At 55.9% G+C, this 25,279-nt stretch carries 25 protein-coding genes; 7 read left to right on the plus strand and 18 right to left on the minus strand.

The annotated features are described in order from the left end of the window. Positions 1-34: 34 nt before the first annotated feature. The 10 genes from dagF to pmbA all read right to left on the minus strand — a co-directional run bounded on the left by dagF (position 35) and on the right by pmbA (position 7,701). Entirely contained in the window at positions 35-775 is a 741-nt protein-coding gene (gene dagF / locus ACMGGP_RS15395; RefSeq protein ID WP_498798618.1) for a 2-dehydro-3-deoxy-phosphogluconate aldolase, read from the minus strand. Then, positions 772-1,893, minus strand: coding sequence for a DgaE family pyridoxal phosphate-dependent ammonia lyase (locus ACMGGP_RS15400; RefSeq protein WP_010256486.1), 1,122 nt, complete (start codon positions 1,891-1,893; stop codon positions 772-774). Before ACMGGP_RS15400 ends, dagF begins: the two co-directional genes overlap by 4 nt. Further along, positions 1,877-3,007, minus strand: coding sequence for an amidohydrolase/deacetylase family metallohydrolase (locus ACMGGP_RS15405; protein ID WP_154210841.1), 1,131 nt, complete (start codon positions 3,005-3,007; stop codon positions 1,877-1,879). The genes ACMGGP_RS15400 and ACMGGP_RS15405 overlap by 17 nt, the downstream gene beginning before the upstream one ends. A 43-nt stretch (positions 3,008-3,050) precedes the next feature. Continuing rightward, positions 3,051-3,692 carry a DUF4310 family protein gene (locus ACMGGP_RS15410; RefSeq protein WP_010256482.1) on the minus strand — a complete coding sequence of 214 codons (642 nt, stop codon included), beginning with the start codon at positions 3,690-3,692 and terminating at the stop codon, positions 3,051-3,053. 11 nt (positions 3,693-3,703) lie between these two features. Continuing rightward, entirely contained in the window at positions 3,704-4,480 is a 777-nt protein-coding gene (locus tag ACMGGP_RS15415; RefSeq protein WP_010256480.1) for a DUF4311 domain-containing protein, read from the minus strand. Between the two features lie 128 nt (positions 4,481-4,608). After that, positions 4,609-4,908 (minus strand): DUF4312 family protein, encoded by a 300-nt coding sequence (locus ACMGGP_RS15420; RefSeq protein WP_010256479.1) that lies wholly within the window; start codon positions 4,906-4,908, stop codon positions 4,609-4,611. A 2-nt stretch (positions 4,909-4,910) separates the two neighbouring features. Beyond that, entirely contained in the window at positions 4,911-5,267 is a 357-nt protein-coding gene (locus ACMGGP_RS15425; RefSeq protein ID WP_010256477.1) for an SFCGS family glycine-rich protein, read from the minus strand. Position 5,268: 1 nt separating this feature from the next. Then, on the minus strand, positions 5,269-5,616 hold the full coding sequence (locus ACMGGP_RS15430; RefSeq protein ID WP_010256475.1) for a glycine dehydrogenase: 348 nt from the start codon (positions 5,614-5,616) through the stop codon (positions 5,269-5,271). A 295-nt stretch (positions 5,617-5,911) separates the two neighbouring features. Beyond that, on the minus strand, positions 5,912-6,301 hold the full coding sequence (gene cybC, locus ACMGGP_RS15435; protein ID WP_250488769.1) for a cytochrome b562: 390 nt from the start codon (positions 6,299-6,301) through the stop codon (positions 5,912-5,914). A 59-nt stretch (positions 6,302-6,360) separates the two neighbouring features. After that, complete coding sequence (gene pmbA / locus ACMGGP_RS15440; RefSeq protein WP_010256470.1) at positions 6,361-7,701, minus strand: metalloprotease PmbA; 1,341 nt, start codon at positions 7,699-7,701, stop codon at positions 6,361-6,363. A gap of 115 nt (positions 7,702-7,816) precedes the next feature. Here pmbA and yjgA point away from each other — a divergent pair, with 115 nt between their 5' ends. Further along, positions 7,817-8,362, plus strand: coding sequence for a ribosome biogenesis factor YjgA (yjgA, locus tag ACMGGP_RS15445; protein ID WP_010256467.1), 546 nt, complete (start codon positions 7,817-7,819; stop codon positions 8,360-8,362). 40 nt (positions 8,363-8,402) lie between these two features. On the opposite strand, the gene ACMGGP_RS15450 is transcribed toward yjgA, so the two are convergent. Together ACMGGP_RS15450 and mpl are read right to left on the minus strand one after the other, a co-directional pair. Further along, positions 8,403-9,143, minus strand: coding sequence for an oligogalacturonate-specific porin KdgM family protein (locus ACMGGP_RS15450; RefSeq protein WP_498798619.1), 741 nt, complete (start codon positions 9,141-9,143; stop codon positions 8,403-8,405). Between the two features lie 352 nt (positions 9,144-9,495). After that, positions 9,496-10,848 (minus strand): UDP-N-acetylmuramate:L-alanyl-gamma-D-glutamyl-meso-diaminopimelate ligase, encoded by a 1,353-nt coding sequence (gene mpl, locus ACMGGP_RS15455; RefSeq protein WP_498798620.1) that lies wholly within the window; start codon positions 10,846-10,848, stop codon positions 9,496-9,498. Between the two features lie 168 nt (positions 10,849-11,016). Here mpl and fbp point away from each other — a divergent pair, with 168 nt between their 5' ends. After that, a complete protein-coding gene (gene fbp / locus ACMGGP_RS15460; RefSeq protein ID WP_498798621.1) occupies positions 11,017-12,024 on the plus strand; it encodes a class 1 fructose-bisphosphatase in 1,008 nt (335 codons plus the stop codon). Positions 12,025-12,087: 63 nt separating this feature from the next. Here the strand turns inward: fbp and ACMGGP_RS15465 are convergent, their stop codons facing one another. Further along, a complete protein-coding gene (locus tag ACMGGP_RS15465; protein WP_010699795.1) occupies positions 12,088-13,647 on the minus strand; it encodes a methyl-accepting chemotaxis protein in 1,560 nt (519 codons plus the stop codon). A gap of 169 nt (positions 13,648-13,816) precedes the next feature. Between ACMGGP_RS15465 and ACMGGP_RS15470 the strand changes: the two genes are divergently transcribed. The 3 genes from ACMGGP_RS15470 to ppa all read left to right on the plus strand — a co-directional run bounded on the left by ACMGGP_RS15470 (position 13,817) and on the right by ppa (position 15,369). Further along, entirely contained in the window at positions 13,817-14,227 is a 411-nt protein-coding gene (locus ACMGGP_RS15470) for a lysozyme inhibitor LprI family protein (protein ID WP_010256454.1), read from the plus strand. Between the two features lie 61 nt (positions 14,228-14,288). Then, positions 14,289-14,738: a DUF441 domain-containing protein gene (locus tag ACMGGP_RS15475; RefSeq protein WP_003855520.1), complete on the plus strand. Its 450-nt coding sequence runs from the start codon at positions 14,289-14,291 to the stop codon at positions 14,736-14,738. Positions 14,739-14,838: 100 nt separating this feature from the next. Further along, a complete protein-coding gene (gene ppa, locus ACMGGP_RS15480; RefSeq protein ID WP_003855519.1) occupies positions 14,839-15,369 on the plus strand; it encodes an inorganic diphosphatase in 531 nt (176 codons plus the stop codon). Positions 15,370-15,428: 59 nt separating this feature from the next. On the opposite strand, the gene ACMGGP_RS15485 is transcribed toward ppa, so the two are convergent. The 3 genes from ACMGGP_RS15485 to tamA are packed head-to-tail and all read right to left on the minus strand — an operon-like array spanning position 15,429 to position 21,288. After that, positions 15,429-15,782: a gamma-glutamylcyclotransferase family protein gene (locus tag ACMGGP_RS15485; RefSeq protein WP_010256451.1), complete on the minus strand. Its 354-nt coding sequence runs from the start codon at positions 15,780-15,782 to the stop codon at positions 15,429-15,431. A gap of 2 nt (positions 15,783-15,784) precedes the next feature. After that, positions 15,785-19,552 carry an autotransporter assembly complex protein TamB gene (tamB, locus tag ACMGGP_RS15490; RefSeq protein WP_033758895.1) on the minus strand — a complete coding sequence of 1,256 codons (3,768 nt, stop codon included), beginning with the start codon at positions 19,550-19,552 and terminating at the stop codon, positions 15,785-15,787. After that, complete coding sequence (tamA, locus tag ACMGGP_RS15495; protein ID WP_010256445.1) at positions 19,549-21,288, minus strand: autotransporter assembly complex protein TamA; 1,740 nt, start codon at positions 21,286-21,288, stop codon at positions 19,549-19,551. The genes tamB and tamA overlap by 4 nt, the downstream gene beginning before the upstream one ends. A 494-nt stretch (positions 21,289-21,782) precedes the next feature. On the opposite strand from tamA, the gene paeA reads away from it, so the two are divergent. After that, positions 21,783-23,105: a polyamine export protein PaeA gene (paeA, locus tag ACMGGP_RS15500; protein WP_010256442.1), complete on the plus strand. Its 1,323-nt coding sequence runs from the start codon at positions 21,783-21,785 to the stop codon at positions 23,103-23,105. 146 nt (positions 23,106-23,251) lie between these two features. Here paeA and ACMGGP_RS15505 read toward each other — a convergent pair whose 3' ends face one another. After that, positions 23,252-23,458: a DUF1107 domain-containing protein gene (locus ACMGGP_RS15505; RefSeq protein WP_003855513.1), complete on the minus strand. Its 207-nt coding sequence runs from the start codon at positions 23,456-23,458 to the stop codon at positions 23,252-23,254. A gap of 314 nt (positions 23,459-23,772) precedes the next feature. On the opposite strand from ACMGGP_RS15505, the gene ACMGGP_RS15510 reads away from it, so the two are divergent. After that, the gene (locus ACMGGP_RS15510) at positions 23,773-24,330 is read left to right on the plus strand and encodes a YtfJ family protein (RefSeq protein ID WP_022623931.1); all 558 of its coding nucleotides are present in this window, start codon (positions 23,773-23,775) and stop codon (positions 24,328-24,330) included. 74 nt (positions 24,331-24,404) lie between these two features. Here ACMGGP_RS15510 and cysQ read toward each other — a convergent pair whose 3' ends face one another. Further along, a complete protein-coding gene (gene cysQ / locus ACMGGP_RS15515) occupies positions 24,405-25,148 on the minus strand; it encodes a 3'(2'),5'-bisphosphate nucleotidase CysQ (protein ID WP_010256437.1) in 744 nt (247 codons plus the stop codon). Positions 25,149-25,279: the final 131 nt, after the last annotated feature.

The raw sequence follows: 25,279 nt of genomic DNA on the forward strand, positions 1-25,279 counted from the left end.
CGATCCGCCTGTTACAGGCAGATCGTGTTGATCTCTAAGCCAGCAGCGTTTTACAGATGGCCAGCAACTGCTTCACATCTTCAACGCGGGTCTCTCCGCTGGCTTTGTCGATGATCGAACTGTAGACGTGCGGGATCACTTTGCTGACGCCCGACTCCAGCGCTATGCGCACGATCTCACCGAAATTTTCCAGATCGATGCCGCCGGTTGGCTCCAGCCAGAAATCCAGTTTTGCACAGGCTTCCGCCACAGCGCGATACTCATCCACCGCCTGCAGACCGCCCATCGGGAAATATTTTACCGAGCTGCCGCCCATATCCTGCAGCATCGCGATCGCCGTTTCGACGGGCACAATCCCATCACGCTGTTTTGAGCTGCGCGGTCCGGTGGAGATTTTCACCTGCCCTGGCGTGCCGGTGGGCGAGATCAGCCCGTTCACTATTGTCTTCGACTGCCCCAGCAGCGCACGGCTGGTGGCGACGCCGGTAAAGACCTGATTCACATGCTGCGGTTGCAGCACTGCCGCGAGCTCACTCACCATCTGTGACTGGTTGGGATCGCCCGCACCCAGACCAATCGAGAGCGCATTATCGATCAGCGCGGCATACTCGCGCATATCGGCGATAGCGGCTTCATTGCTGGCGTAGTTTTTCGACAGCACGCCGACCAGCACATGCCCTTCTGCCGCCTGCCAGATAGCGCGTGCATTCTCTTTCGATCCCGCCAGTACGTTAAGGCAGAGACGATCCTGATAGAAATTGGGGGTCAGCGTCATGCGTTTTTCTCTCCGTTTAACAGTGCCTGAATGCGGGTGAAAATAGTGTGCAGTTGATCGGCGCTGACGCTGCGCACGTCCGCCTCAATGATCCCTTCGTTGGCTTTGTAGCCACGGAAGTAGATCGCCACATCGCCGTTTTTCAGCGCCTGCACCAGATCGCCGGTGCGCTGCTGGATCGCGGCTTCGTCGAACTTGATCTCAGCCCGGGCGATGTCGCGTCCGGCGGCGTCCCACACTACCCGGGCCGTCACGCCATTCAGACTGTTGAGCTGTTCAATGAACGGCGTCATTTTTTCTGCCATCTGCGCACCACTGATTTTTGGCTGCGTCAGATAGTTTTCAATCGCCTGGGTCAGCCCCAGGATCCCCTCTTTGCCCACTTTCATCGCGCGGCCAATGCCGTTGGTCTGGCGTTTGACCCACTCAACGTAGTGGTGTCGGCCAATTACCAGTCCGCTGGTCGGCCCTTCAATCGCTTTTGCTCCGCTGTAGATCACCAGATCGGCACCCGCCTGGTAGTAGCATTGCAGATCCTCTTCTGCCGCCGCATCGACGATCAGCGGGACGCCATGCTGGCGCGCAACGGCCGCGGCCTGCGCCACATCGAGATGGCTCTTCTGCACACAGTGGTGCGATTTTACATAGAGGATCGCCGCGGTCTGTGGGGTGATCGCCGCCGCCAGTTGGGCGGGTGAGCACTCGTTGCTGTAACCCGCTTCCACCAGTTGTCCGCCACCCAGTGCCACCATGCTGCCGACCGGTGCGCCATAGTTCACGTTGTGCCCTTTCGGCACCACAATCTGGTGCGGGACAGTCAGCGGCGCGGCATGCAGGTTATCCACCAGCCAGTCGTTGTCTTTCACAATCACCGCCGCCACGCTCTGGGCGATACCGGCCGAAGCGCAGGAGACCACCAGCGCGTTCTCCACCTTCAGCAGACCGGCGATATAAGCACCGGTCTTATCCACCAGATCTTTCATTTCGAAGTAGTGATCGAGGCCATATTTCACCGTATCGATCACCTCACTCGATGGCGTAGAGACGCCGAGGATCGTCATACGGCCAGAGGCGTTAATCACCGGCTTCAGGCCATACTTTTCATATACCGAGGTCATGCGCTATTCCTTCTTCAGTCGCGATCCACGTACCAGCAACGACGGCCGCCAGCGGGACCAGATGCTTCTCACCTGCGACCTGTTCACCTTCTGAATCGATGAATGGCCGGGTTTCCTCTTTGACGCTAAACACCGTCAGATCGGCGTCGTAGCCCACTTTCAGCTGGCCTTTGCGCTGCAGGCGCAGTCCTGCCGCCGCATTGACCGTTACGCAGTCAATCACCTGCGGCAGGGTCATACCGACACTGAAAAATTTCGACATCACATGCGCCAGGTTGTGAACCGGTCCGGCCAGACGATTGCGGCAGTAGATGTCAGAGCTGATGGTGTCGGGCAGAATGCCCTGCGCAATCGCCGCGCGGGCGACTTCAAAGCTGAAGCTGGCACTGCCGTGGCCGACATCAAGTTTGACGCCACGCGCGATAGCCTGTTTTACCGCCGCTTTGAGTTCGCCCTGCGGCGTCAGGATACGGTTGGGTTTGCCGTTAAAGCAGTGCGTGATGATATCGCCCGTGGTGAGCAGATCCGCAATCTGGTCGAGATTGGGCGGATTATTGCCAATGTGAACCATCAGCGGCAGCCCGCCGGTTTCCTGCTGGATCGCCTTCGCTTTAATCAGCGGCTGCACACCATTCTCGCCCACCACGCTGCTGCTGATGCGCGCCTTGAGGCCGACAATAAAATCGGGCAGCCGCGCCACCGCCTGCTGCACCGCCTCGCCATCTATCTGCGTCATGTCAGCCAGCTCATTCTGGGTGACGATGCCGGTGCGGGCGATATTGATCAGCGCATAAACCTGGGTCTGTGCCGCGCGTGTCAGCCGGTAAAAGTCATCAATGTGCTCTGCGCCGGTGCTGCCCGCATCGACAACCGTGGTGACGCCATGCGCTACGCCAATCGCATCCGCTTCATCATGATAAATTGGTGATTTGGGATAGCAGTGAACGTGGGAGTCGATCCAGCCTGCGCTGAGGTAGTAACGGCCAGCCAGATCGCGCTCGTGCTGCGCGTTACCCTGCACCTTGCCTATGGCGGCGATACGGCCATCCTGCAGCGCAATGTCGACCACCTGCTCATCGCTGAGACGCGCACCGCGAATAATCAAGTCGTACATGGTTTCTCCTTAACGGCAGCCCGCTGCCGGGCTGCCGGTGAGATCAGAGAGCAATCGGAAACAGTGCCCCGAGGATCATCGCGCCGAGGATGGCGCCGCCGGTAATGGGCTTGTTCCAGAGATAGAAGAGCAGCGCGCCCAGCAGCGAACCCAGGCCAATCGGAATGGATGCCGCCATGGCTGACAGGATGATCAGCGGCCCCAGAAAGCGCCCCGAGGCATTACCCGCACCCATCATCACGTCTGCGCCGTAGGTTGAGTCGCTCTGATTGATGGTGAATTTACGCGCCAGAATAATCAGGTAGCCAATCGCCACACCAATCACCAGGCCCGTCGCCAGCGAGGCAGCGAAGTTCGCCACCGGGAAGACAATGCCCGCACCCAGCAGCAGTGCCGGAACGCCCAGCCCGACGCCGGTCTGAATCGCCCCGCCGATATCCAGAATGCCCACCAGCGAGCCTTCGATGATACGGGCGAACAGGAAGCTGGCACCAAAGGCGGCGACCGCGCCGTAGACGCCGGTCTCCATGCCTGCGCGCAGCATCGACACAAACGCCACTTCATTGAACGCGCCGATGCCATAGAGGTAATACATGTGTGTCCCGGCAAAGACGCCAGAAGAGAGCAGGCCAACAAAGATCGGGAAAGACCAGTCGGCGTACCAGAAGCCTTTATTTTCGTTCATCGCATCGCCTCTTATTTGCCGCTGACTGAGTTATGGATCATGTCGAGCCAGCCGGGAATGCCGAGCTGGAAGGACTGCAGCAGCTTCATGTCGAAACCACGGAAGAAGCCGCTCAGCACAAACAGCAGCACGATGGCGGTCATCATGACTTTGGTGACCCGGTTCCAGCCGCTCTCTTCCACGCCTTTACCGATCAGGATACCCAGCACCAGTCCCGGCACGGCGTTGCCCATGATCAGCTGCGCCAGACCGCCAAAAATGGTGGCCCAGAAGCCTGACTTTCTGCCCGCGTCGATCGCCGCCAGCCAGAAGATCACCGGCATGACGGTGTTCACCAGCAGGTTAGCGGCGGGCACCAGCACTTTGACCGCCGTGACCTGCAGCGCAGCCGGAACAGCCGAGGCGGTGGAGTTGAGGAAGGCGACCACGATCATGCCGATGATGCCGCAGGCGATGGCCATTTTTTTCGGATCGTGCAGCGTCTCCGCCACATTACGATTCTTCACCATCAAGGCGGCCGCACCCCAGTTTGGAATGATGCGATGATCCACATCCTGAGTGAATGAACCGGCTGCGACAGACGATGCCCAGGCATTGAAAAAGAAGCCAAGACCAAAGGAGAAGTGGGATGCCGGATCGCCCTCGCACGAGTTCAGCTCGCCCAGCGTACGGAAAGCGCCCATGCCCTGAGTGGTTGGCGCGTGGAACATGCGCGCCGCACCCGCACCGACGCCGACCCCTACCAGCCCGCCAATGATCAACGACTTAAACAAAATGATTAAAAACATGTTGTTGTACCTTGTTGTCGTTTTTACCTGCCCAATCGCACGCCGCCGCATCGCCCACACCTGATCATCGCGATGTCGCGACAGCAGAGCATCGGGCAAACGGCTGGCTGGCGTTAACAGGCTCTGTTTTACGATGCCGCCGTGAACGCCACCTGTTCGGTGTCGAAAACGGTGACGCTGACGGTGATCTCCAGCGTGACGCTGAAGCTCCGCCGTTGGCGCGCCAGAAAGAAGAAGAGAAACTTCTCGGTTTTGACGCTCTCCTGCGCGCGCAGCACCCGGACATCCTGAGGTTCAATGCGCAGCAGAATTTTTTGCGTCGCGCGCAGAACCTGGTTCTGCACACGACTCAGGGCATCGGCAAAGGCTTTCGCTTTGGTGTCGCCTTTGCCCTCGACCGTCACCTGGGTAACGTATTGTTCTTTCATAATCAGCTGCCGTGCTTCTTGTTCCAGGCCTGCACCAGCCGCTCACCTAACTCTTCTTTATCCATAAAGCCGAAGCCCAGCACCGTGGCACCTTCATTAATGGCGGTGACGCCTTCGTCGACAGAACGCATGCCATGCTTTGCTTTGTAGCCATATTTGTTCTGAGCGGTGATAGCACCGGCGCCGCCGCTGCCGCAGAAAGAGATGCCGAAATCGGCGTTTTCCGCCTTCATCACGTCACCCAGTTTCATGTCAGCGGCGACACCTGGCACCACGACGGCACGGCCACCCGCTTTTTCGATGCCCGCCGCCACTTTCTGTCCTTTACCTAAACGATCGCCAATCACTACTGTTACCATCTTATGTTCCTCTCTGGTTGTTTGATCGCGCGACTTCAATATGCACTGACAGCAGCCAGGCCTCTTCGCGGGGCAGATTGCCAAACAGATCGACGACCTGCTGCGCCAGCGCTAACGTTTCCGGCGGAATATCCTCAAACAGCTCCGCTTCCACTTCCGGCAGCGGCTCACCGCTCAGCGAGCGTGACGCCATGGCACCGACATGCGATTGCAGCATCTGCTGCTGAACCGCATTGGGCTGAATACCCTGCTGCTGATAGATCGCAGCAATCTGCATCATCACGCTGTCAGCCAGCTGTTGCACTTTCTCAGGTGCCGCTTCATACACCGGGACGCCGTTATTACTCACCTTGCTACTCCTGTTAAACCGGATAATTCGCGTTAAAAACAAATTAGCGGTCATCGCCCCGGCTGTGGAGAGGCAACATTTCCAGCAGCAAGTGGAAATTGAAGTGAAGGTTGTGCGTCAGATCGCAGGCTGCATGCTTAGTGCGACACGCGTCGCAGAATGCGTAATTTGATGGATTTAACCGAGAAAAGCGGTGATGTTGTGCGGCGACAAGCCGGACGCGCGGGGGTTCAGGGTGCGGTAATAAGCAGAAGTGATGGTAAAAAACCGCCGGCCTGGCTGGCCGGCGATCTGATTAACGGAATTTCTTATGGTTGGTATTGCGGATGTCGTCGAACTTCGCTGCTTCGCGTTTCGCCCCGTCCACATTGTTGGCTTTCGCCAGCGCGCTGACCACATCGATCTGCGCGATCAGTGAGTCGATACCGGCATGGAAATCTTTCACCTGTGGGCTGTCAGCCGGCTGGCCTTCCAGCTTATCCGGCGTGCCCTGTCGCGCATCCTGCGCTGCGGCACGCATTTTGGTTAACGCCTGCTGCATCTCCTGGGCATTGTCACTTTTTTTGACGATTTTCAGGTTCGCATTCAGTGTATCCATATCCTGCTCCAGATCCGCCGCATAGAGACTGACGCTGGAGAACAACAGAGAAGCCGACAACATTGCAATCACATGCTTACGCATCATTACTTCCTTTTTATTGTGATGAAAAAAAGCAGCCAACCGGCTGCTTCAGGAATCCATCTTTATTGTCCCGCTATCTTCATCTCAGGCAGTAACACTGAACCGCACTGGATATTGCTGCGGGTTTCAATATCGTCACCGATGGTCACCATATTGCGCCACATCTCTTTGAGATTTCCGGCGATAGTCACTTCGCTGACCGGGTACTGAATAACGCCATTCTCGACCCAGAACCCGGCCGCACCGCGTGAGTAATCACCGGTAATGGCGCTGACGCCCTGTCCCATCAGTTCGGTCACCACTAACCCGGTGCCCATCTGCTTCAGCAGGTCGTCAAAGCTGTGGCCCTGGCCCGCAATGCGCCAGTTATGAATGCCGCCAGCGTGACCGGTGCTGGTCAGGCCCAGTTTGCGGGCTGAGTAGCTGGTTAACAGCCAGGTCTGCAGCACGCCATCTTTGATGATGTCGCGCGCCTGGGTACGCACCCCTTCGCTGTCGAATGGCGTGGAGGCGAGCCCTTTCAGCAGATGCGGCTGTTCATTGATGGTGAGCCACTCCGGCAGGATCTGCTGACCCATAGAATCCAGCAGGAAGGTCGATTTACGGTAAACGTTGCCGCCGCTGATCGCGCCAACCAGATGACCAAATAAGCCGGTTGCCACTTCTGAGGCGAAAATCACCGGGGCTTTCATGGTCGGAAGTTTACGCGGTGCCAGACGAGAGAGCGTGCGGCGCGCGCACTCTGCGCCTACCCACTCCGGGCTCTTCAAATCTTCAAACGCGCGCCCAATGGTGTAGGCGTAGTCGCGCTCCATGTTGCCATCCTGCTCGGCAATCACGCTGCTGGAGAGCGAGTGACGGCTTGAGCAGTAGCTCTGTAACATACCGTGGCTGTTGCCAAAGACTTTGATGCCGACGTGGCTGTTGAAGCTGCCACCTTCGGTATTGGTAATACGCTTGTCGGCGCGTAGTGATGCCTGTTCCGCCTGCGCAGCCAGTTCAATGGCGCGGTCAGCATCAATCTCCCACGGATGGTAGAGATCCAGGTCTGGCGCATCATAGGCCAGCAACTCTGCGTCGGCCGGACCGGCAAAGGGATCGGGCGAGGTATAGCGCGCAATATCAATCGCCGCCTGCACGGTGCGTTTGATCGCGTCCGGGCTGAGGTCGGTCGATGAGGCGCTGCCTTTACGATTCTGATGATAGACGGTGATGCCCAGCGCACCGTCGCTGTTGAATTCGACGTTTTCCACTTCGCCATAGCGGGTGCTGACCCCGATGCCGGTGGTTTTACTGACTGCCACTTCCGCGCTGTCAGTGCTTGCTTTAGCCAGTTCAAGTGCCTGCGCAATGGCCTGCTCCAGTACTTTTCGCTGTTCTGCAACCTGAGTAGATACGTTCATCGACCTGCCGTCTAATCTTATGTGTGAATGATTTGAGTCTATCAGAGTCAGAGAACAATTTCGCAGTCACCCGATAAACTGGTAGGATTAGCCTCTTTTTTTTGGGAGCCCGGAAATGACCAAACAGCCCGATGAGTGGCTCGACGATGTGCCAGATAATGACGAAGAAGAAGATGAAGAGATTATCTGGGTCAGTAAGAGTGAAATTAAACGCGATGCAGAAGAGTTAAAGCGCCTGGGTGCCGAACTGGTTGATCTGGGTAAAAACTCGCTGGATAAAATCCCGCTGGATGAGCGCCTGCGTACTGAAGTTGAACTGGCACAGCGCATCAAGAAAGAGGGTCGCCGCCGTCAGCTGCAGCTGATCGGTAAACTGCTGCGCAGTATTGATGTGGAGCCGATCCGCGTTGCGCTGGATAAGCTCAATAATCGGCATAACCAGCAGGTTGCGCTGTTCCATAAACTGGAAATGCTGCGCGATCGTCTGATTGAACAGGGTGATGAAGCGATGGGCGACGTGATTGCGCTTTATCCCGATGCCGATCGTCAGCAGTTACGCAGCATGATCCGTAACGCGCAGAAAGAGAAAGCGGGCAGCAAGCCGCCGAAGTCTGCCCGTCAGATTTTCCAGTATCTGCGCGAACTGGCCGAAGCGAAGTAACGCCATGGCGGGCAGCCTCGCCCGCCTCCCGGCAGCGCATTCATCGATAGATATAGAGAATACCGGTGCGCAGCCGCAGCTGGCGTTCGCTCGATGTCGCAGAACGACCGATATCGCCAAAGGTGACGTAAGGCACCCAGACGCGATCGTTGCCAAGCGCATAATCGAACTGTAACTCCTGTTCGTAATCATCATGTTTATTGGCAAAGAGTTTCGCATCCGCGTGTTTATACACCAGCTTATAGGTGGTGGTCAGCCGATCGCTTTTATTTCGCAGATAGAGATCAAAACGGTTGGCAGTGCGATGCCGGTCAGTATCGCAATAATCAATACCTCCGGTACGGCATTGATCGTCATGCGCATAATCGGTCAGCTCAAGACGATAAATGCCACCGAGAGACCAGCGATCATTAAATTTATACCAGGGTGCCACACCAAATTTCCATTCAGTGCGCGAGGAGTTAAATTCTGGCTGAATAAAAGGCGACACTGTCCAGTTCCCCCAGTAATACGACTTAAGAAAGGTCACCTCCACTACGTTTAACACGGTGTCGTTATAATATTTGTCTTTTGGATCGGCGCCGCCGGTTTTGAATTTGGTTTCGACCCCGAGAAACATATTGTCCGGCAGCGTGGTGCTCAGACCCAGCTTGTCGTAGTGCGTGCGGTCGCGAAGGCGGTACTCATGCCGGTAATCAACGGTGGCCGTGGCCAGCGCCGCAGCAGAACTGCATAACAACGCGGCGCCCAGCAAAAACGACAATGAATTATTATTTCCCATATGAACATCCTTATTAGTGGTAATCAGAGCAATGAATTATCCGAACTCATTCGTTTAACCCAGAGTTAACTTATATTTAAAAACCTCATCAATATAAGATCGCGCATAAAGAGAGACTGTTATTTATCCCTTTAACTTTAACGCGTTAATTATTATTCCTCAGTTACTACAGGGATGATGCTAGAAATAACCGGCGAGAGCGGCCTTTCTGTTTCAGACACTAATAAGAAAAATATGGCAACGGCAGGAAGAGTGAGCAGATCGAATTCAAAAATATGCGGGATTTATTGAGGGAATAATATTTCCGGGGATAATGCTTTTAAAAAAGCGCCCGAAACGGGCGCCTGTGACATTATGCCAGCCTGTCCAGCAGCTTCTGGTGGATGCCACCAAACCCGCCGTTGCTCATGACCAGAATCGTGTCGCCTGGCTGCGCGGCTTTGGCCACCATTTCCACCAGGGTATCGATATCCGCGCTCCAGTGTGCAGGCGGAATGCACGCTTCTGCGACATCAGATACCTGCCACGGAATATGGTGCGGCTGGAACAGAAAGACCTCATCAGCACGCGCCAGCGACGGTGCCAGATCGTTCTTGCTGACGCCCATCTTCATGGTATTGGAGCGTGGCTCCAGCACAGCCAGGATGCGCGCTCTGCCGCCAACTTTGCTACGCAGGGCAGCCAGCGTCGCCAGAATCGCGGTCGGATGGTGGGCGAAGTCATCATAGACTTTGACGCTGTTCACTTCGCCGCGCAGCTCCAGCCGTCGACGCGCATTGATAAAGCTGTTCAGCGCCTGGCCTGCATCTTCCGGCTTCACACCCACATGGCGCGCGGCAGCAATCGCCATCAGCCCGTTGTGCATATTGTGTTCACCCACCAGCGCCCAGTTCACTTCCCCGACTTTTTCGCCGTCGAGCCAGATTTCCCAGTGAGACGCATCGTTGGTGAGCTTCTTCGCCTGCCAGCGCCCGTGCTCGCCGACGTTCTCCTGCTCGCTCCAGCAGCCCATCGCCATCACCTGTTTGAGGTTAGGATCATGTTCCGGCAGCAGGATCTTGCCCTGGCCCGGTACGATCCGCACCAGATGGTGGAACTGCTTCTGGATCGCGCGCAGATCGTCAAAGATATCGGCGTGATCAAACTCAAGATTATTGAGGATCAGCGTACGTGGGCAGTAATGGACAAACTTGGAACGCTTATCGAAAAACGCGCAGTCGTACTCATCCGCCTCAATTACGAAGAATGGACTTTTTCCTAATTTTGCCGAGACATCGAAGTTTCCGGGCACACCACCAATAATAAAGCCTGGCTCAAGGCCGCAGGCCTCGAGAATCCACGCTGCCATGCCGGCTGTGGTGGTTTTACCGTGGGTTCCCGCGACCGCCAGCACCCAGCGATCGCGCAGCACGAAATCGTGCAGCCACTGCGGGCCAGAGAGGTAAGGAATGTTGCGTTCCAGCACCGCTTCCACGCAAGGATTACCCCGCGTCATCGCGTTGCCGATAATCACCAGATCAGGCACCGGGTCAAGCTGACTGGCGTCGTAACCTTCTGTTAATTCAATACCTTGCTGTTCAAGCAGAGTACTCATAGGTGGGTAAACGTTGGCGTCTGACCCGGTCACCTGATGACCAAGTGAACGGGCCAGCATCGCCAGACCGCCCATAAAAGTGCCACAAATCCCGAGGATGTGAATGCGCATTACGTGATCCATTACTCAAAAGTTCGGCGCACAGTGTAACGCCGCTCGCAGATGGAAGAAACGGATTAGGACTATGGTTTTTGAAGTTCAATCGGCTAAACTGCGTACGCATCCGTTGGCAGACTGTTACGCATGCTGCCACTCCATCGAAGATTCAGGGAATGTGTTATGAAAACGTTGGGCGAATTTATCGTCGAGAAGCAGCATGACTTTCCGCACGCTACAGGTGAACTGACAGCGCTGATTTCCGCTATTAAGCTGGGTGCCAAAATCATCCACCGCGATATCAACAAAGCCGGTTTAGTGGATATTCTGGGTGCCAGCGGCGTCGAGAATATTCAGGGTGAGCAGCAGATGAAACTTGATCTGTTTGCCAACGAGAAACTGAAGGCAGCACTGAAAGCACGCGGCATCGTCGCCGGTATCGCTTCTGAGGAAGAAGACGAGTTTGTGATCTTTGAAGGTGAAGAAAACGGTAAGTACGTGGTGTTAATGGATCCACTGGATGGTTCTTCTAACATCGACGTTAACGTTTCCGTCGGCACCATTTTCTCTATCTACCGCCGCGTCAGCGAGCCGGGTACGCCGGTTGTTGAAGCTGACTTCATGCAGCCAGGCAACAAGCAGGTCGCTGCCGGTTACGTGGTTTACGGCTCCTCCACCATGATGGTTTATACCACCGGTGCAGGCGTGCATGCGTTTACTTACGATCCGTCTCTGGGTGTGTTCTGCCTCAGCCACGAACGTATGACCTATCCACCAACGGGTTACACCTACTCCATTAACGAAGGTAACTACATTCGTTTCCCGCAGGGTGTGAAGAAATATCTGAAGTTCTGTCAGGAAGAGGATCTGTCAACGCACCGTCCTTATACCTCACGTTACATCGGATCGCTGGTCGCGGATTTCCATCGTAATCTGCTGAAAGGCGGCATCTACCTCTATCCAAGCACCGCCAGCCATCCTCAGGGTAAGCTGCGTCTGCTGTATGAGTGCAACCCGATGGCGTTCCTGGCAGAGCAGGCGGGCGGTAAAGCCAGCGACGGTCAGAAGCGTATTCTGGATATTCCACCGGTCACGCTGCACCAGCGCTGCCCGTTCTACTGCGGTAACGAGGCGATGGTGAACGACGTTGAGCGTTTCCTGGCCGAGTTCCCGGATTGCCGTCAGGGTTAATCCGGCAGTGGTATAAAAAGTCATATAAAAAGCAAGGGCGCGATTTTCGCGCCCTTGCTGTTTTTACGCCGTCTGCAACCTGAACTGCGCCATGGTTGCCTGAAGCTGATCGGACTGCGCTTCCAGCGACTGGGTTGCGGCGGTGGCCTGCTCAACCAGCGCCGCGTTCTGCTGCGCCGCCGCATCCATCTGTGTTACCGCCAGATTAACCTGCTCAATGCCACGGCTCTGTTCGTCGGAGGCCATCGAGATCTCTTTCATCAGTGCCGTTACACGCATGACCTCACCAGAAATCTCATCCATGGTTTCCCCGGCCCGCGTCGCCATCTCGCTGCCCTCTTTCACCCTCGACTGTGAATCACTAATCAGCGTACGGATCTCTTTGGCCGCGTTAGCGCTGCGCTGTGCCAGCGTGCGCACTTCATTTGCCACTACCGCAAAGCCACGGCCCTGTTCGCCTGCGCGCGCCGCTTCAACGGCGGCGTTGAGCGCCAGAATGTTGGTCTGGAAGGCGATACCATCAATCACGCCAAGAATGTCGCCGATACGATTGGCACTGTCGGTAATCTCATGCATTTTTTCCATCACGTAGCAGACTACCTCCGCGCCGCGATCGGCAGTATCAGAGACCGCGTTAGCCAGCTGGTGCGCCTGCTGGGCATTGCTGGCGTTAAGCCGCACGGTTGCCGTGAGCTGCTCCATGCTGGCGGCAGTCTGCTCCAGCGAGGCGGCGGACTCTTCGGTACGCTGCGACAGATTGACGTTGCCCGCGGCCAGTTCACGGCTGCCGATGTCGATCTGCATACTCGCTTCGCGCACCTGACTCACCGAGGTACGCAACGACTGCTGCATCCCGGCGAGCGCATGATTAAGCCGCCCCAGCTCATTGTTGCCCGACGGTGGCAGCGCCTGCGAGAGGTCGCCCGCCGCGACCTGCTCAAGATGGAGAATGGCCAGGTTCAGTGGCTGCAGCAGCATCCGGCGCAGCAGTTGCCAGGCGAGCACCAGCAGCAGCAGTGTTAATACCACCGCCACGGCGATCAGGATTTTCATTTTGGTTTCGTTGTAGGCCGCCTGCGCCAGCTGGGCCTGGGTGATCTGATCGGCCAGCTGGCTGAAGTCCGTGACGGCCTTGTTGTAGCTGGCTGCCAGCGTCGCCAGGTTGCCTTCCAGCAGCTGGTAATACTCGTCGGTATATTGCTTATCCAGGGCGTTCATCATCGGTTTGATACCCTGGTCGAGATAGGCTTTGTAACTGGCCGAAACCGCATCCGCCAGTATCTTTCCGTGCGCAGTCACCGTTCCGGCGTCCACAAAGCGCTTCAGGCTTTGCTGTGATGAGACCACATCCGCCTGCGACAGTTTTGTTACTGCCGCCCCCTCTTCCAGCAAACCAATTTCAATTTTACGCACCGCCAGCGCGGCGTTAGCGCGGGCCCGCATCAGATCGGCATTGCTCTGGTAAAGACTGTTCAGCTCGATCCCCTGAATGCGGTTGATCACATCCAGCGAGCGATTCCCTTTGTTAATTGCCACGATACCCATAAAACTCACCGCCAACAGCAGCAGTGTCATAAATGCCAGCAATGCCAGCAACCCCGTGCGAAGTGATAACTGTTTCATCCAGATAGTTTCCGTGTATGTGAAAAGGCAAATTTTCCAGCGGCCCTAAAACGGATGAAGTATCGGCAGTAACGGCACGAAACTTTAACCCTGATTAGTGTTAACAACTTGATCATCACGGGAACATCCATCAAGCTAATCGCCGCTTATCCGTTATCCGGAGAAAAGAATGAAACCAGGATTACTTCTGATGCTGCTGTGCCTCAGCACAGCGGTGCTGGCAGAGGATCTGCCGACAGACGCCTCGCCCGATCGCTGCCTCAATGACGCCTCGACTACCCTTGCCATGAACCAGTGCTACGCTGCGGCCAATCGGGCCTGGGATCAGGAGATGAATAAGCAGTACAACAAACTGATGAAAACCCTCTCCGGCGAACCTAAAAACAAACTGCGTGCCGCGCAGCGCGCCTGGCTGAGCTACCGCGACAGCTGGCTTGAGGCGAGCCGCAGCCAGCTCAGTACACAAGGCTCGCTGGGCAGCGTGGCGCTGAGCGCTCAGAGCCTGAGCCTGGTGCGCAATCAGGCACTGATGCTGCAGTCACTGGGTAAAGGCAGCTGTGCTAACCCCGATGACTGCTGATCGATAACCGGCTTTTGCGCTGACTGAAGTCAGCGCACTCATTAACCTTCAGGGAGAAACCATGGCTGCTTACGCCTCGACCATCATTCTGATTTGCCTCGCCGTGCTGAGTTATTTCGTTCACAACAACGCGGTCACGATTTCAATTCTGGTGCTGCTGGCGATTAAAATTACCCCGCTGGCTCAGTTCTTCCCCTACGTAGAAAAACAGGGCATTACCTTAGGCATCATTATTCTTACCGTGGCGGTGATGGCCCCGCTGGCAAGCGGCTCACTGCCCGCTTCTGCGCTGATCAAGTCGTTTGCTAACTGGAAGTCGATTGTGGCGATTCTGGTAGGGATCTTTGTCGCCTGGCTGGGCGGCCGTGGCGTGAACTTTATGAGCGTCCAGCCTTCGGTGATTGGTGGTCTGCTGATTGGTACAGTGATTGGCGTGGCGTTCTTCCGTGGGGTGCCGGTAGGACCACTGATTGCCGCAGGCATTGTTTCGCTGTTTGTGGCGGCTAAGTAGCGTTTGGGCGCATTCCGAAACGCCAAAAAGGGGGCATACTTTCAGAGTCAGTTGGCTATAATAGCCGACACTCAACATACGACTACTGAAGGAATGCCAGATGAGTTTGAACCAGGTGCCAGCAGGTAAAGACCTGCCAGAAGATATCTACGTTGTCATTGAGATCCCAGCGAATGCTGATCCGATCAAATATGAAGTTGATAAAGAGTCTGGTGCCCTGTTTGTAGACCGTTTCATGTCTACCGCCATGTTCTATCCGTGCAACTACGGCTACATCAACCATACCCTTTCTCTGGATGGTGATCCGGTTGACGTACTGGTTCCGACCCCGTATCCACTGGTTCCAGGCTCAGTGATCCGCTGCCGTCCGGTTGGCGTGCTGAAAATGACCGACGAGTCTGGCGAAGATGCCAAACTGGTTGCCGTTCCGCACACCAAACTCTCTAAAGAGTACGATCACATCAAAGATGTGAACGACCTGCCAGAACTGCTGCGTGCACAGATCACCCACTTCTTTGAGCACTACAAAGATCTGGAAAAAGGCAAATGGGTGAAAGTGGATGGCTGGGATAATGCCGAAGCCGCTAAAGCTGAAATCATCTCCTCTTACGAGCGCGCACAGAAGAAGTAATTCTGCTGCCGGTTTGTGAGTCGAAAAAAAAACACCGTCCGGATGGACGGTGTTTTTGTTCAGGCCTCTGGCTCCTCATCGCGCTTCAGCCAGTCACCACTCATGATGCGCTGGCGTCCTGCCACTGAGCGTTGATAGACATAAAGCCATGCACTGCCAAACGGCGTCTGAGTCAGATAACGTTTGTACTCTCCCCCTTTGGTGCGAAGCGCATCGAGCTCCGCAAGGGTTGAGGCATCAATGCGGTACACCTCACAATGTACCGCTCCATTGCCCTCAATCACGCCGGGATAATGGCCCAGACTGTAAAGCTCAAAGCCTTCAATCTGGTGATCACCCAGCCACTGCGCATTCGTCATCCAGTGACTGTTTCCCTGTTTGCGCCGTAAACTGCCGTAGACAATTATTCGCATTGCTAAAACTCAAACTGATAGAGCAAATCGAGAGCCTGATCCACACCGGACACGGCTTCCAGATAGAGTTTAGGCATCAGGCGGTAACGCAAGGTTAACGTCGCCAGTGAATCAAATATGCCAACACCGTATTTTACCTGCAGACCCGGTAGCACATAGCCGCTGACCTGCACCTGCTGGCTGTCGCCAACACCGGCAGTATCAACAGCGAGATTGCTGACACCGAATGTCTCCCCGATTTTACCCACAACCTGCCCACTTTGTGCAACCCCTAAGCCAACAAGTGCTGAAGTGAGGGCGTTACTGTCGCCGTCGCTGCCCAATCCCTGACCGCGCAGCAGATAGGAAAGCGCTTCCTGTTGCGACATCGCCGGATCGGAGAAGACTTCCGCTTTTGGCTCATCCGCCAGGCCAGTGACGCGCAGACCCGCGGTGACGCCATCTTCGGTGGCATCCGGGTTACGGATGGCTTCCAGGTTGACGTAAGGCTGATCCGGCGGACCGGCAAACTGCAGCTCGCCTTTACGCACGATCAGATCCTGACCATAAGCGTGGAAGCGACCGGACGGAATGTTGATCTGACCGTTCAGGCCGAGTCCTGACTTATCCTGCACCATTTTCAGATCGCCATTCAGCTTCGCTTTCAGGCCAAACGCAGAGAGTCGCACATCGTTGCCGACGTGGATCACCAGATTGCTGTTAATCGGAATCGCGGCGGTTTGCGGTGCAATCGGCTTCAGCTGTTTATCCAGCAACACCTCATCCGACGAGACGCCAGTGGCGCTTTCCGGCACTTCCTGCACCGTGATGCGCGCCCATGGAATATCGACCCGGCCATCAAGGTTAAAGGCCGCTGGCGTCGCTTCAAACACCAGATCCGGCGAGACATCCATGCGCACCATCGGCGGCACGGTCACGCGAACCCGGCTGCCCTGCGCCGCAATGCGCGCACGCCAGTTGTCGAGCTGGCTCCAGTCTGCGTTACCGCTGAGGTTGATATTGCCCTGCCCGGTCTGCACCAGCCCGTTCAGGGTGGAGCTCATGCCGTTAAACACCAGATTCAGGTTGGCACTGGTCAGGTCAACCGGCATAAAGTTGCCATCCACATCCACACCCGTCAGGCCAAGCTGACCAAATACCTGCGGCTGCTGCACGCTGCCGCCCAGGCGCAGGCTGCTGTTCAGGCTGCCTTTGATCTTCTCGCCCTGCATCAGTGCCGGATTGAGCATCGCCAGCGAGACATTGCGGATGTTGACGTTACCGCCCAGCGTGCGGCGGTTTTGCGGATCGTCGATCTGCACGTTGCCATCCAGCTGACCGTTATTGGCGATGCGGATCAGCCAGTCGAGCTGGGCGCGTCCGTTTCGCAGCGCGGCATTGAGGTTCAGCGTGTCAAAGGCGATCGGCAGATTGTTGCCCTGCACATCCTGCACCACTTTCACGCCGTTGCCCTTCAGCGCCACGGTACCGGTCGGCAGGCTGCCATCGGCAGTCCAGTTGACGCGCACGTCGCCGCTGAACAGGCCGCTAAGCTGAGTCGCATCCGGCATAAACGGCTTCACCATCGCCAGGTCAAAGCGATTCAGCACCACATGCGCCTTGCCTGCCGGGCCCGCTTCAACCGGCTCCGGCACACAAATTTGCGCATTGGGGTTCTGCCAGCAGTGTGGGCCGATGGTGGCCGTCTGGCGGCTGTTCAGATAGTCGATGGCCATGGCGCGGGTCAGACGCCACTCACCGACTGGCGTATCAAAGTGGGTGTCGTTCAGCGACCCTTTCCAGCGCTCGGTCTGGCGATCAAAGCTGCCGTTCAGCGCCAGCTGGCCAGAGACCGGTTTGCCCTGCACATTGAGCTTCAGCTGATGCTGATGCTCATTGCCGTCCGCATTCAGCGTCAGCAGGCTGATGTTCAGCGCATCCTGCTTCAGCTGCTCGACGCGCAGTTGCAGTTTACCCGCCACCTGCTCGCCGGAACGGACGTCGCCATTCAGGGTGACGCGATTGATCTGCATCTGCTGCCAGCGCAGACCACGGGCATTGAGATCGGCCAGCAGCTGCGGTGCCTTCAGGGTGCCACGCGCTTTTATTGTGCCGTTGATGACGCCGCCCAGACCCGGCAGCGCATTGTCGAGCTGGGGCGCGTCGATGCTGGCATCGAGATCCAGACTGTCGCCCAGCGCCCCTTTAACATCCAGATGGTTGCGTCCCAGTGCCAGCTTAATGCCCGGCACCGTCCACTGGTTGTAGCTATTACCGGTCAGGGAGCCATCAGCGGTCACGGCATTCTGTTTCACATTGCCTTTAAGCTGTAGCTGCGGCACGCTCAGTTGCCAGCTGCCACCATACAGACTGCCGCGGGTGGTGATTTTGCCATCCAGCCTTGCTGGCCAGTCGGGATACTGTTTAGCGGTATTAATTCCCGCCAGCGTCAGCTCACTGCGCCAGCTTATCGCCTTGCTCCAGTCCACCAGCGCAGTGAGATCGATGTTGCCCTGCAGCGCAGCCACGCGCAGGCGGTCGAGGCTGAACTGCTCAACGTTGCCTTTACCCGTCAGCGAGATCGTCGCCGGTGGTACAGATTCACCCTTCACGGCGGTCTGCAGCGACATCACATAGTCGGTGGCTTTGCCTTTGAACTGATAGTCCAGGTTATCCGCCTGATACGCTACCGGACCGGTCAGCGGCCAGCGTAACTGCGGACTGGTCAGCTTCAGTGACAGCGGCAATCCTGCTACCGCCAGCTGGGTCGTGGCGTCCAGCTGCGCATTCACCGGACCGGAGAGGTTCAGCCCCATCTTCAGCTCGTCGCGCATCGCGCCATTAAGTTTCAGCGCGAGCTTTTCGCCTTTAATCGGATCGGTATTCACTGTGCCGTTAAGGGAGAAATCGACTGGCCAGTTATCCGCCAGCGTCGCCTGACCGCTACCCTTCAGGTTGCCGAGGTTCGAGTCCACCTCCAGCGTGCTGAGCTGCATCTGACGATCGGCGGTTCTGGCTTTCAGCAGCAACCGGCTGACGGAAATATCGGTGTCGCCGGTAATGCGCAGCTGTTCACCCAGAATCTGCTGCACCTCAATATCCAGCGGCAGACGGAAATCAGGCATCTCAGGCAGCAGGGGTTGCGCAAACATCGCCTGCAGCGTTTCACCCAGCGGTTTTTCAGCGGGATGTGGCTGCTGGACTTTCGGTTCTACCACCTCGTCATTGACCACTTTCGCCGCTTTCGGCAGCGCAATCAGCAGGCTTTGAATATGGGTCGGGTTCAGCGTCAGCGCACGATCCTGCCACTGCAGGCCGGTGGTGAAGTCGAGCAGCGATATTGCGGTATCATCAACTTTGACATTGATATTGTGCAGGCCAAAGTGACGCAGCGTGATGGGGTATGGCGTGCTGAGGTTAGTGTTGCCACTCTCCTCTTCCGGCGCTGGTGCCGCAGGCGTCATTTTCTTGCTGTCGACCACCACGCTGATATCGCGCAGGGAGACATCGTTAACGCACACGGAGGAGTGCAGCAGGCAGTTGAGATCCACCGCCAGATGAATTTGCCCGGCATCAACGCTGACGCCGGGCATTTCGTAACGCAGACCGTTAAGGGTCAGGTTACGCCAGCCCCCATCGACCTGCTTGATTGACAGGCCCGGCACCCAGCGCGACGCACCTTTCAGCACTAAATGCAGCCCAGGCGTGGTACCGATTAAAAATGCCACCCCACCCAACAGCACGACCAGAAAGATCAGAATGCCGATCAGGACCTTTTTCCACAGCTTCATAGTTCTGGCCCCAGCCCTACGTAAAATTGTAATCCATGCTCTTCGTCATCCCCGATGGGTCTGGCGATATCAAATTTGATTGGGCCAACCGGTGAAGACCAGCGCACGCCGACGCCCGCACCGGTTTTGACGTTACTTTGCTTGATGTCGTTAACCGCTTCGCCCGAGTCGACAAACACCGCGCCCCACCATTTCCCGGTGACGTTGTACTGATATTCCAGCGATCCGGTGGCGAGTTTTGATGCACCGGTGAGTTTGCCGTCATCATCGCGCGGTGAAATATTTTTGTATTTGTAGCCACGAATACTGCGGTCACCACCGGCAAAGAAGCGCAGATCCGGCGGCACTTTGTCGAAGTCGTTGGTTTCGATCCAGCCCAGATTGCCACGTGCCACAAAGCGATGACTGTCGCCAAGGGTACGGATCCAGACGTTTTGCGCCTGCAGGATCAGGAAGTCGACGTCTGAACCCCAGGTGGTATCAGAGACGTCTGCCGAATAGCGCTGTGAATCGCCCCATGTCGGCATCAGGCCGCCACGGGAACGGGTACGGTTTACGCTGACGCCGGGATAGAGCAGCATAGTGGTGTTGGTCACGCTGCCCTGAGTAAAGTGATCCAGGCTCCAGCGCAGGTTGACCGCCTTCTGCCAGCCGCTGCTGCTGTCCCAGTTGCGCGACATCGCAAGCGTAGTGGTATCCGCTTTGGTGTCGTTGAGGTCGGTGCGCTTCAGGCCGCCGGAGAAGGTGTAGTACTGCTCAAGCGGGCTTTTCAGCAGCGGCACTTTGTAGCTGAGATCGACCTGCTGTTCCGGCGCGGAAACGTAGGCGCTGGCCGCCAGGCTGTGGCCGCTGTCGTTGATCCACGGTTTTTTCCAGGTCCCTTTCAGGCGCGGACCGACGTCTGTGGAATAGCCGACGCCGGTTTCAATGGTGTTTTCGGTGCGGGGTGACATTACTGCGCTCAGCGGCAGCACTTTGGTCTGTCGTCCCTTGCTGAATTCCGGCGCGACCACCACCGAATTAAACCAGCCGGTGGCGGAGAGGCGGCGATTCAGCTCGGCTAAATCGCGGGAGCTGTAGTAGTCCCCCTCTTTAAACGGCACCAGGTTTTGCAGGTACTCTTCGCGAATTTGCGATCCCTGGAAAGTGACGTCGCCAAAGCGATAGCGTTCGCCACTGTCGTAGTCGATATCCCAGAACGCTTCACGCCGCTCCACCGAGACACCAAGCTGGCTTTTTTTAAACGTGCCGTCGAAATAGCCGTTACGCAGTGCGAGATTAGAGAAGCCGCTTTTGAATTTGTCATATTGCCCGTGGTTAAGCTGGCTGCCCACTTCAGGGCGTCCCTGCTTCACCCAGGCTTTGTAATCCGCGTCATTGCGCGCATCGCCTTCGACCACAATCGTGCTGCCGCCGATTTTTACCGGTTCACCAGGCGTTACGTGTGCCACTAATACCGGTCGTCCACCCTGCGCAGGCGCGGGGCGGGATTCGAAATCGATGGTGGGCTCGTAATAACCGAGCGCGCGCAGCCCCTCTTTTATCGCAACAGAAACGCGCGCGCGAAAGCGGCCATCATTAGAGACCTCATCGCTGCCGATGGTGGACAGACGCGCTCTGACATTCTTTTGCAGATCCCCGGATAAGCCGTCTACCTGTAATCGCACTGTCGCCGCCTCAAGGGCGGGCGCGGCAAGCAGCAGGCCAGCCATGCAATAAACATAAAATCGTGGCACCTGTACTCCTGTTAATCATGCCGGCCCCTTTTCCGCGGGGCGCTTATTAATCTTCTTTGCCCGCACTACCGCAACGGCAACATCCTCATCATAGCCGCACTTTATGGCAAACGGCGGAGCAACTCTGACATCTAAGTCAAATAACGGGGCTATTGTCGGTAAATGGGGTGAGCGATACAACTCCTGCGGGTCGGAATGATCAGTCCGATATGACTCACTCAGATAAATCCGAGTCTGTAACCGGCCGCTCTGGCTGCTAATGCGCCCTTAAGCAGCGGTTTGCCCTCTGGCGGCGCAATGAGCGCTCCTGCTATAATCGGCCACCACAGGCATGCCGCCTGTTTTCATTTCTGCCCCGACATGTCGTTTGTTGTCGAACTGGCGCAGACATTTTTGGCACGGATAGCTTTGTTTCACGGATAAACCAACTCTGTTTGCGCTTACCCACGCTGCCCAGGCCAAAAATGACAAGTGGATAACCCTTTGGATCTCATATGTTAGATAGCTTACTTGTCATTCTGTTACTGATCGTAATCAGTGCCTTTTTCTCTCTGTCGGAGATCTCGCTGGCGGCCGCCCGTAAGATCAAACTGAAACTGCTGGCCGATGAAGGCAACGTAAATGCGCAGCGCGTGCTGAAAATGCAGGAAACGCCGGGCATGTTCTTCACCGTGGTGCAGATTGGCCTCAACGCCGTCGCCATCCTGGGGGGTATTGTTGGCGATGCGGCGTTTTCGCCGGTTTTCAGCGGCCTGTTTAACCGGTTTGTCTCGCCGGAACTGGCGGAGCAGCTCAGCTTTATCTGCTCCTTCACCATCGTCACCAGCCTGTTTATCCTGTTTGCTGACTTAACCCCAAAGCGGGTCGGCATGGTCGCACCGGAAACCATCGCGCTGCGCATCATCAACCCGATGCGTTTCTGCCTGCTGATAATGCGTCCGTTGGTGTTTCTGTTTAATGGCCTGGCTAACGTCTTCTTCCGTATTTTCAAGCTGCCGATGGTGCGTAAAGATGACATCACCTCCGACGATATCTACGCGGTGGTTGAAGCGGGTGCGCTGGCTGGCGTGCTGCGTAAGCAGGAGCACGAGCTGATTGAAAACGTGTTTGAGCTGGAGTCACGTACTGTTCCCTCCTCCATGACCTCACGTGAGAATATTGTCTGGTTTGATCTGCACGAAGATGAGACCAGCCTCAAAACCAAAATCGCCCAGCATCCTCACTCGAAGTTTCTGGTCTGCAGCGGCGATATCGACCATATCGTTGGCTATGTCGACTCCAAAGAGCTGCTGCTGCGCGTGCTGGGTAATCAGAGCATGGCGCTGAACAGCGGCCTGCAGATTCGCTCGGCGCTGATCGTGCCGGACACACTGACCCTCTCTGAAGCACTGGAAAGTTTTAAAACCGCCGGAGAAGATTTCGCGGTGATCATGAACGAATATGCGCTGGTTGTGGGCATTATTACCCTGAATGATGTAATGACCACGCTGATGGGCGATCTGGTTGGCCAGGGTATGGAAGAGCAGATTGTGGCGCGCGATGAGAATTCATGGCTGGTTGAAGGCGGTACGCCGATTGATGACGTGATGCGCGTGCTGGACATTGATGATTTCCCGCAGTCAGGCAACTACGAAACCATCGGCGGCTTTATGATGTATATGTTGCGTAAGATTCCGAAGCGTACCGATTTTGTGAAGTTTGCTGGCTACAAGTTCGAGGTAGTGGATATTGATAGCTATCGCATCGATCAGTTGCTGGTCACCCGCATCGATGAACGACCGCCGGTGCTGAGCATGACAAAAAGCGAAGAAGAGTAGAATGACCAGCAGTCTGGACATGGACAGCGCGGAACAACCGGAATGTGACGTAGTCTGTGAGAATTGTTGGCACTGCTCAGGTTCAGAGTGACAAATAAAATGGCCTGACTGGCCAGACACTAAGGGCGCCATCGGCGCCCTTATGATTAGTTGAACTCAAGTTTGAGACGAACGACCTGGCGGTTAATTTCTGACATCACGCTCAGGTGCTGTTTGTCTTTGACGCGCGGGATTAATACTTTCCCTTTGTCGAACTCGAACGCGCCGACGTCCTTGATATACAACCTTCCTTTGAACAGCGTTTTTACATATTTCGCTATTTGTAGCGGATTATAGCGCTGGAAGATCTTCATACTGACTAACTCCTGTACATTTTTAAGCACGCTTCGCCGTTTCCAAATTTGGTTCCAGCCCATGAAGCGCGAATTCGCGATAACTATAGAACACTCAAACCTACTAATGTTCCTAAAAGTGATTTTTTTTACTGAATTGACACATCATTACAGAACACTCTGTTATCAGGCTCACACAACACAGTATAAACCTTCGTTGGTTAAGGAATTGTGGCGGCCATAACAAACCTGACACCTTTCCAGGACAGGCGCATCATCCCTGCTTACTATTGCAGTAAAATGACTAACTGGTCTGATCACTCAAGGAAATAGCAATGCGAATAATTCTGGCAGCTGTAGCGTTGTCTTTACTGATACCGGCAAGCGTGATGGCTCATGACCTCAGGCAGGATATGCGGGTACCGGCCGTTGGCGTGAACGACAAAGGCGAGCTGTTATTGCAGCAGGATAAGTTTAGCTACAAAAACTGGAATAGCGCGCAGCTCGGCGGAAAAGTTCGCGTGGTTCAGCACATCGCGGGTCGCTCATCTGCTAAAGAGATGAATGCCGCATTGATCGAGGCGATTAAGGCCGCGAAGCTGCCGCATGATCGCTATCAGACCACCACCATCGTGAATACAGATGATGCCATTCCCGGTACGGGCATGTTTGTGCGCAGCAGCGTCGAGACCAACAAGCAGCAATATCCGTGGTCGCAGTTTGTTGTCGACAGCAAGGGCAATGTGCAGCATGCCTGGCAGTTACAGCCGGGCGGTTCCGCCATTGTGGTGCTGGATAAGCAGGGTAAGGTGAAATTTGTGAAGGATGGATCGCTGACGCAGGATGAAGTGACAAAAGTGATTACGCTGGTCACCTCCCTGCTGAAGGATTAATCGCTGAAGCCCCGGTGGGAAGAGCATCGCCCGCCGGGGTTTCAGCCTTCAGCAGGCTGAGCGCTCAGACAGCGTTAAAAAAGTGAAACGCGGAAGCCAGGATTAAGGAAGGATTCGCGCGGCGCGTAGTCCAGAGTTTTACCCTGCCAGTCGTGCACATGCGCGCCCGCCGCCATCGCCACGGCATGGCCCGCGCCGGTATCCCAGATGTTGGTGGGTCCGAAACGGGGATAGAGCTGCGCTTTTCCTTCTGCCACCAGGCAGAATTTCAGTGAGGATCCGGTCGCGACGGTCTGATGTTCACCTAACTGCTTCAGGTACTCTTTCATCTCATCGTCGTCGCCATGTGAACGACTTACCACCACCAGCGGAGGTCGCGCATCACGGACATGAATCTGTTCACGCTGACCGCCCTCCTCTTTCCACGCTTTGCCGTCTGCAGCGGAGTACATCACGCCCAGCACCGGCGCATAGACTACGCCCATTACCGGCTTGCCCGCTTCGATTAGCGCAATATTAACGGTAAATTCGCCGTTACGCTTGATGAACTCTTTGGTGCCATCCAGCGGATCGACCAGCCAGTAGCGCTGCCAGTGCTGACGCACTTCCCAGGCTGGCGGATCTTCTTCTGACAGCACGGGGAGATCAGGCGTTAACTTTTTGAGGCCCGCGAGGATCACCTCGTGTGCAGCGATATCCGCGGCGGTCACCGGCGAATCATCCGATTTGTGAGAAACGTCAAGCGGCGCGGCACCGTTATAGACCTGCATAATCGCGTCGCCTGCTTCGCGTGCCAGTTGGCAGATTTGCTCTAACATTTTTCACCTCATTGTGTCTGTCTGCTGCCGGATCAGCTCATCGTCAGATAGTGACATTTTAGCAGTTCCGCCTGAAGTACCCATTTACAGGCACTTTGGCGATTCAATTTATAGATATATCAATATCATAG

Source organism: Curtobacterium sp. BNK-1 (genome assembly GCF_048685235.1).
GTDB lineage: Bacteria > Pseudomonadota > Gammaproteobacteria > Enterobacterales > Enterobacteriaceae > Pantoea > Pantoea agglomerans.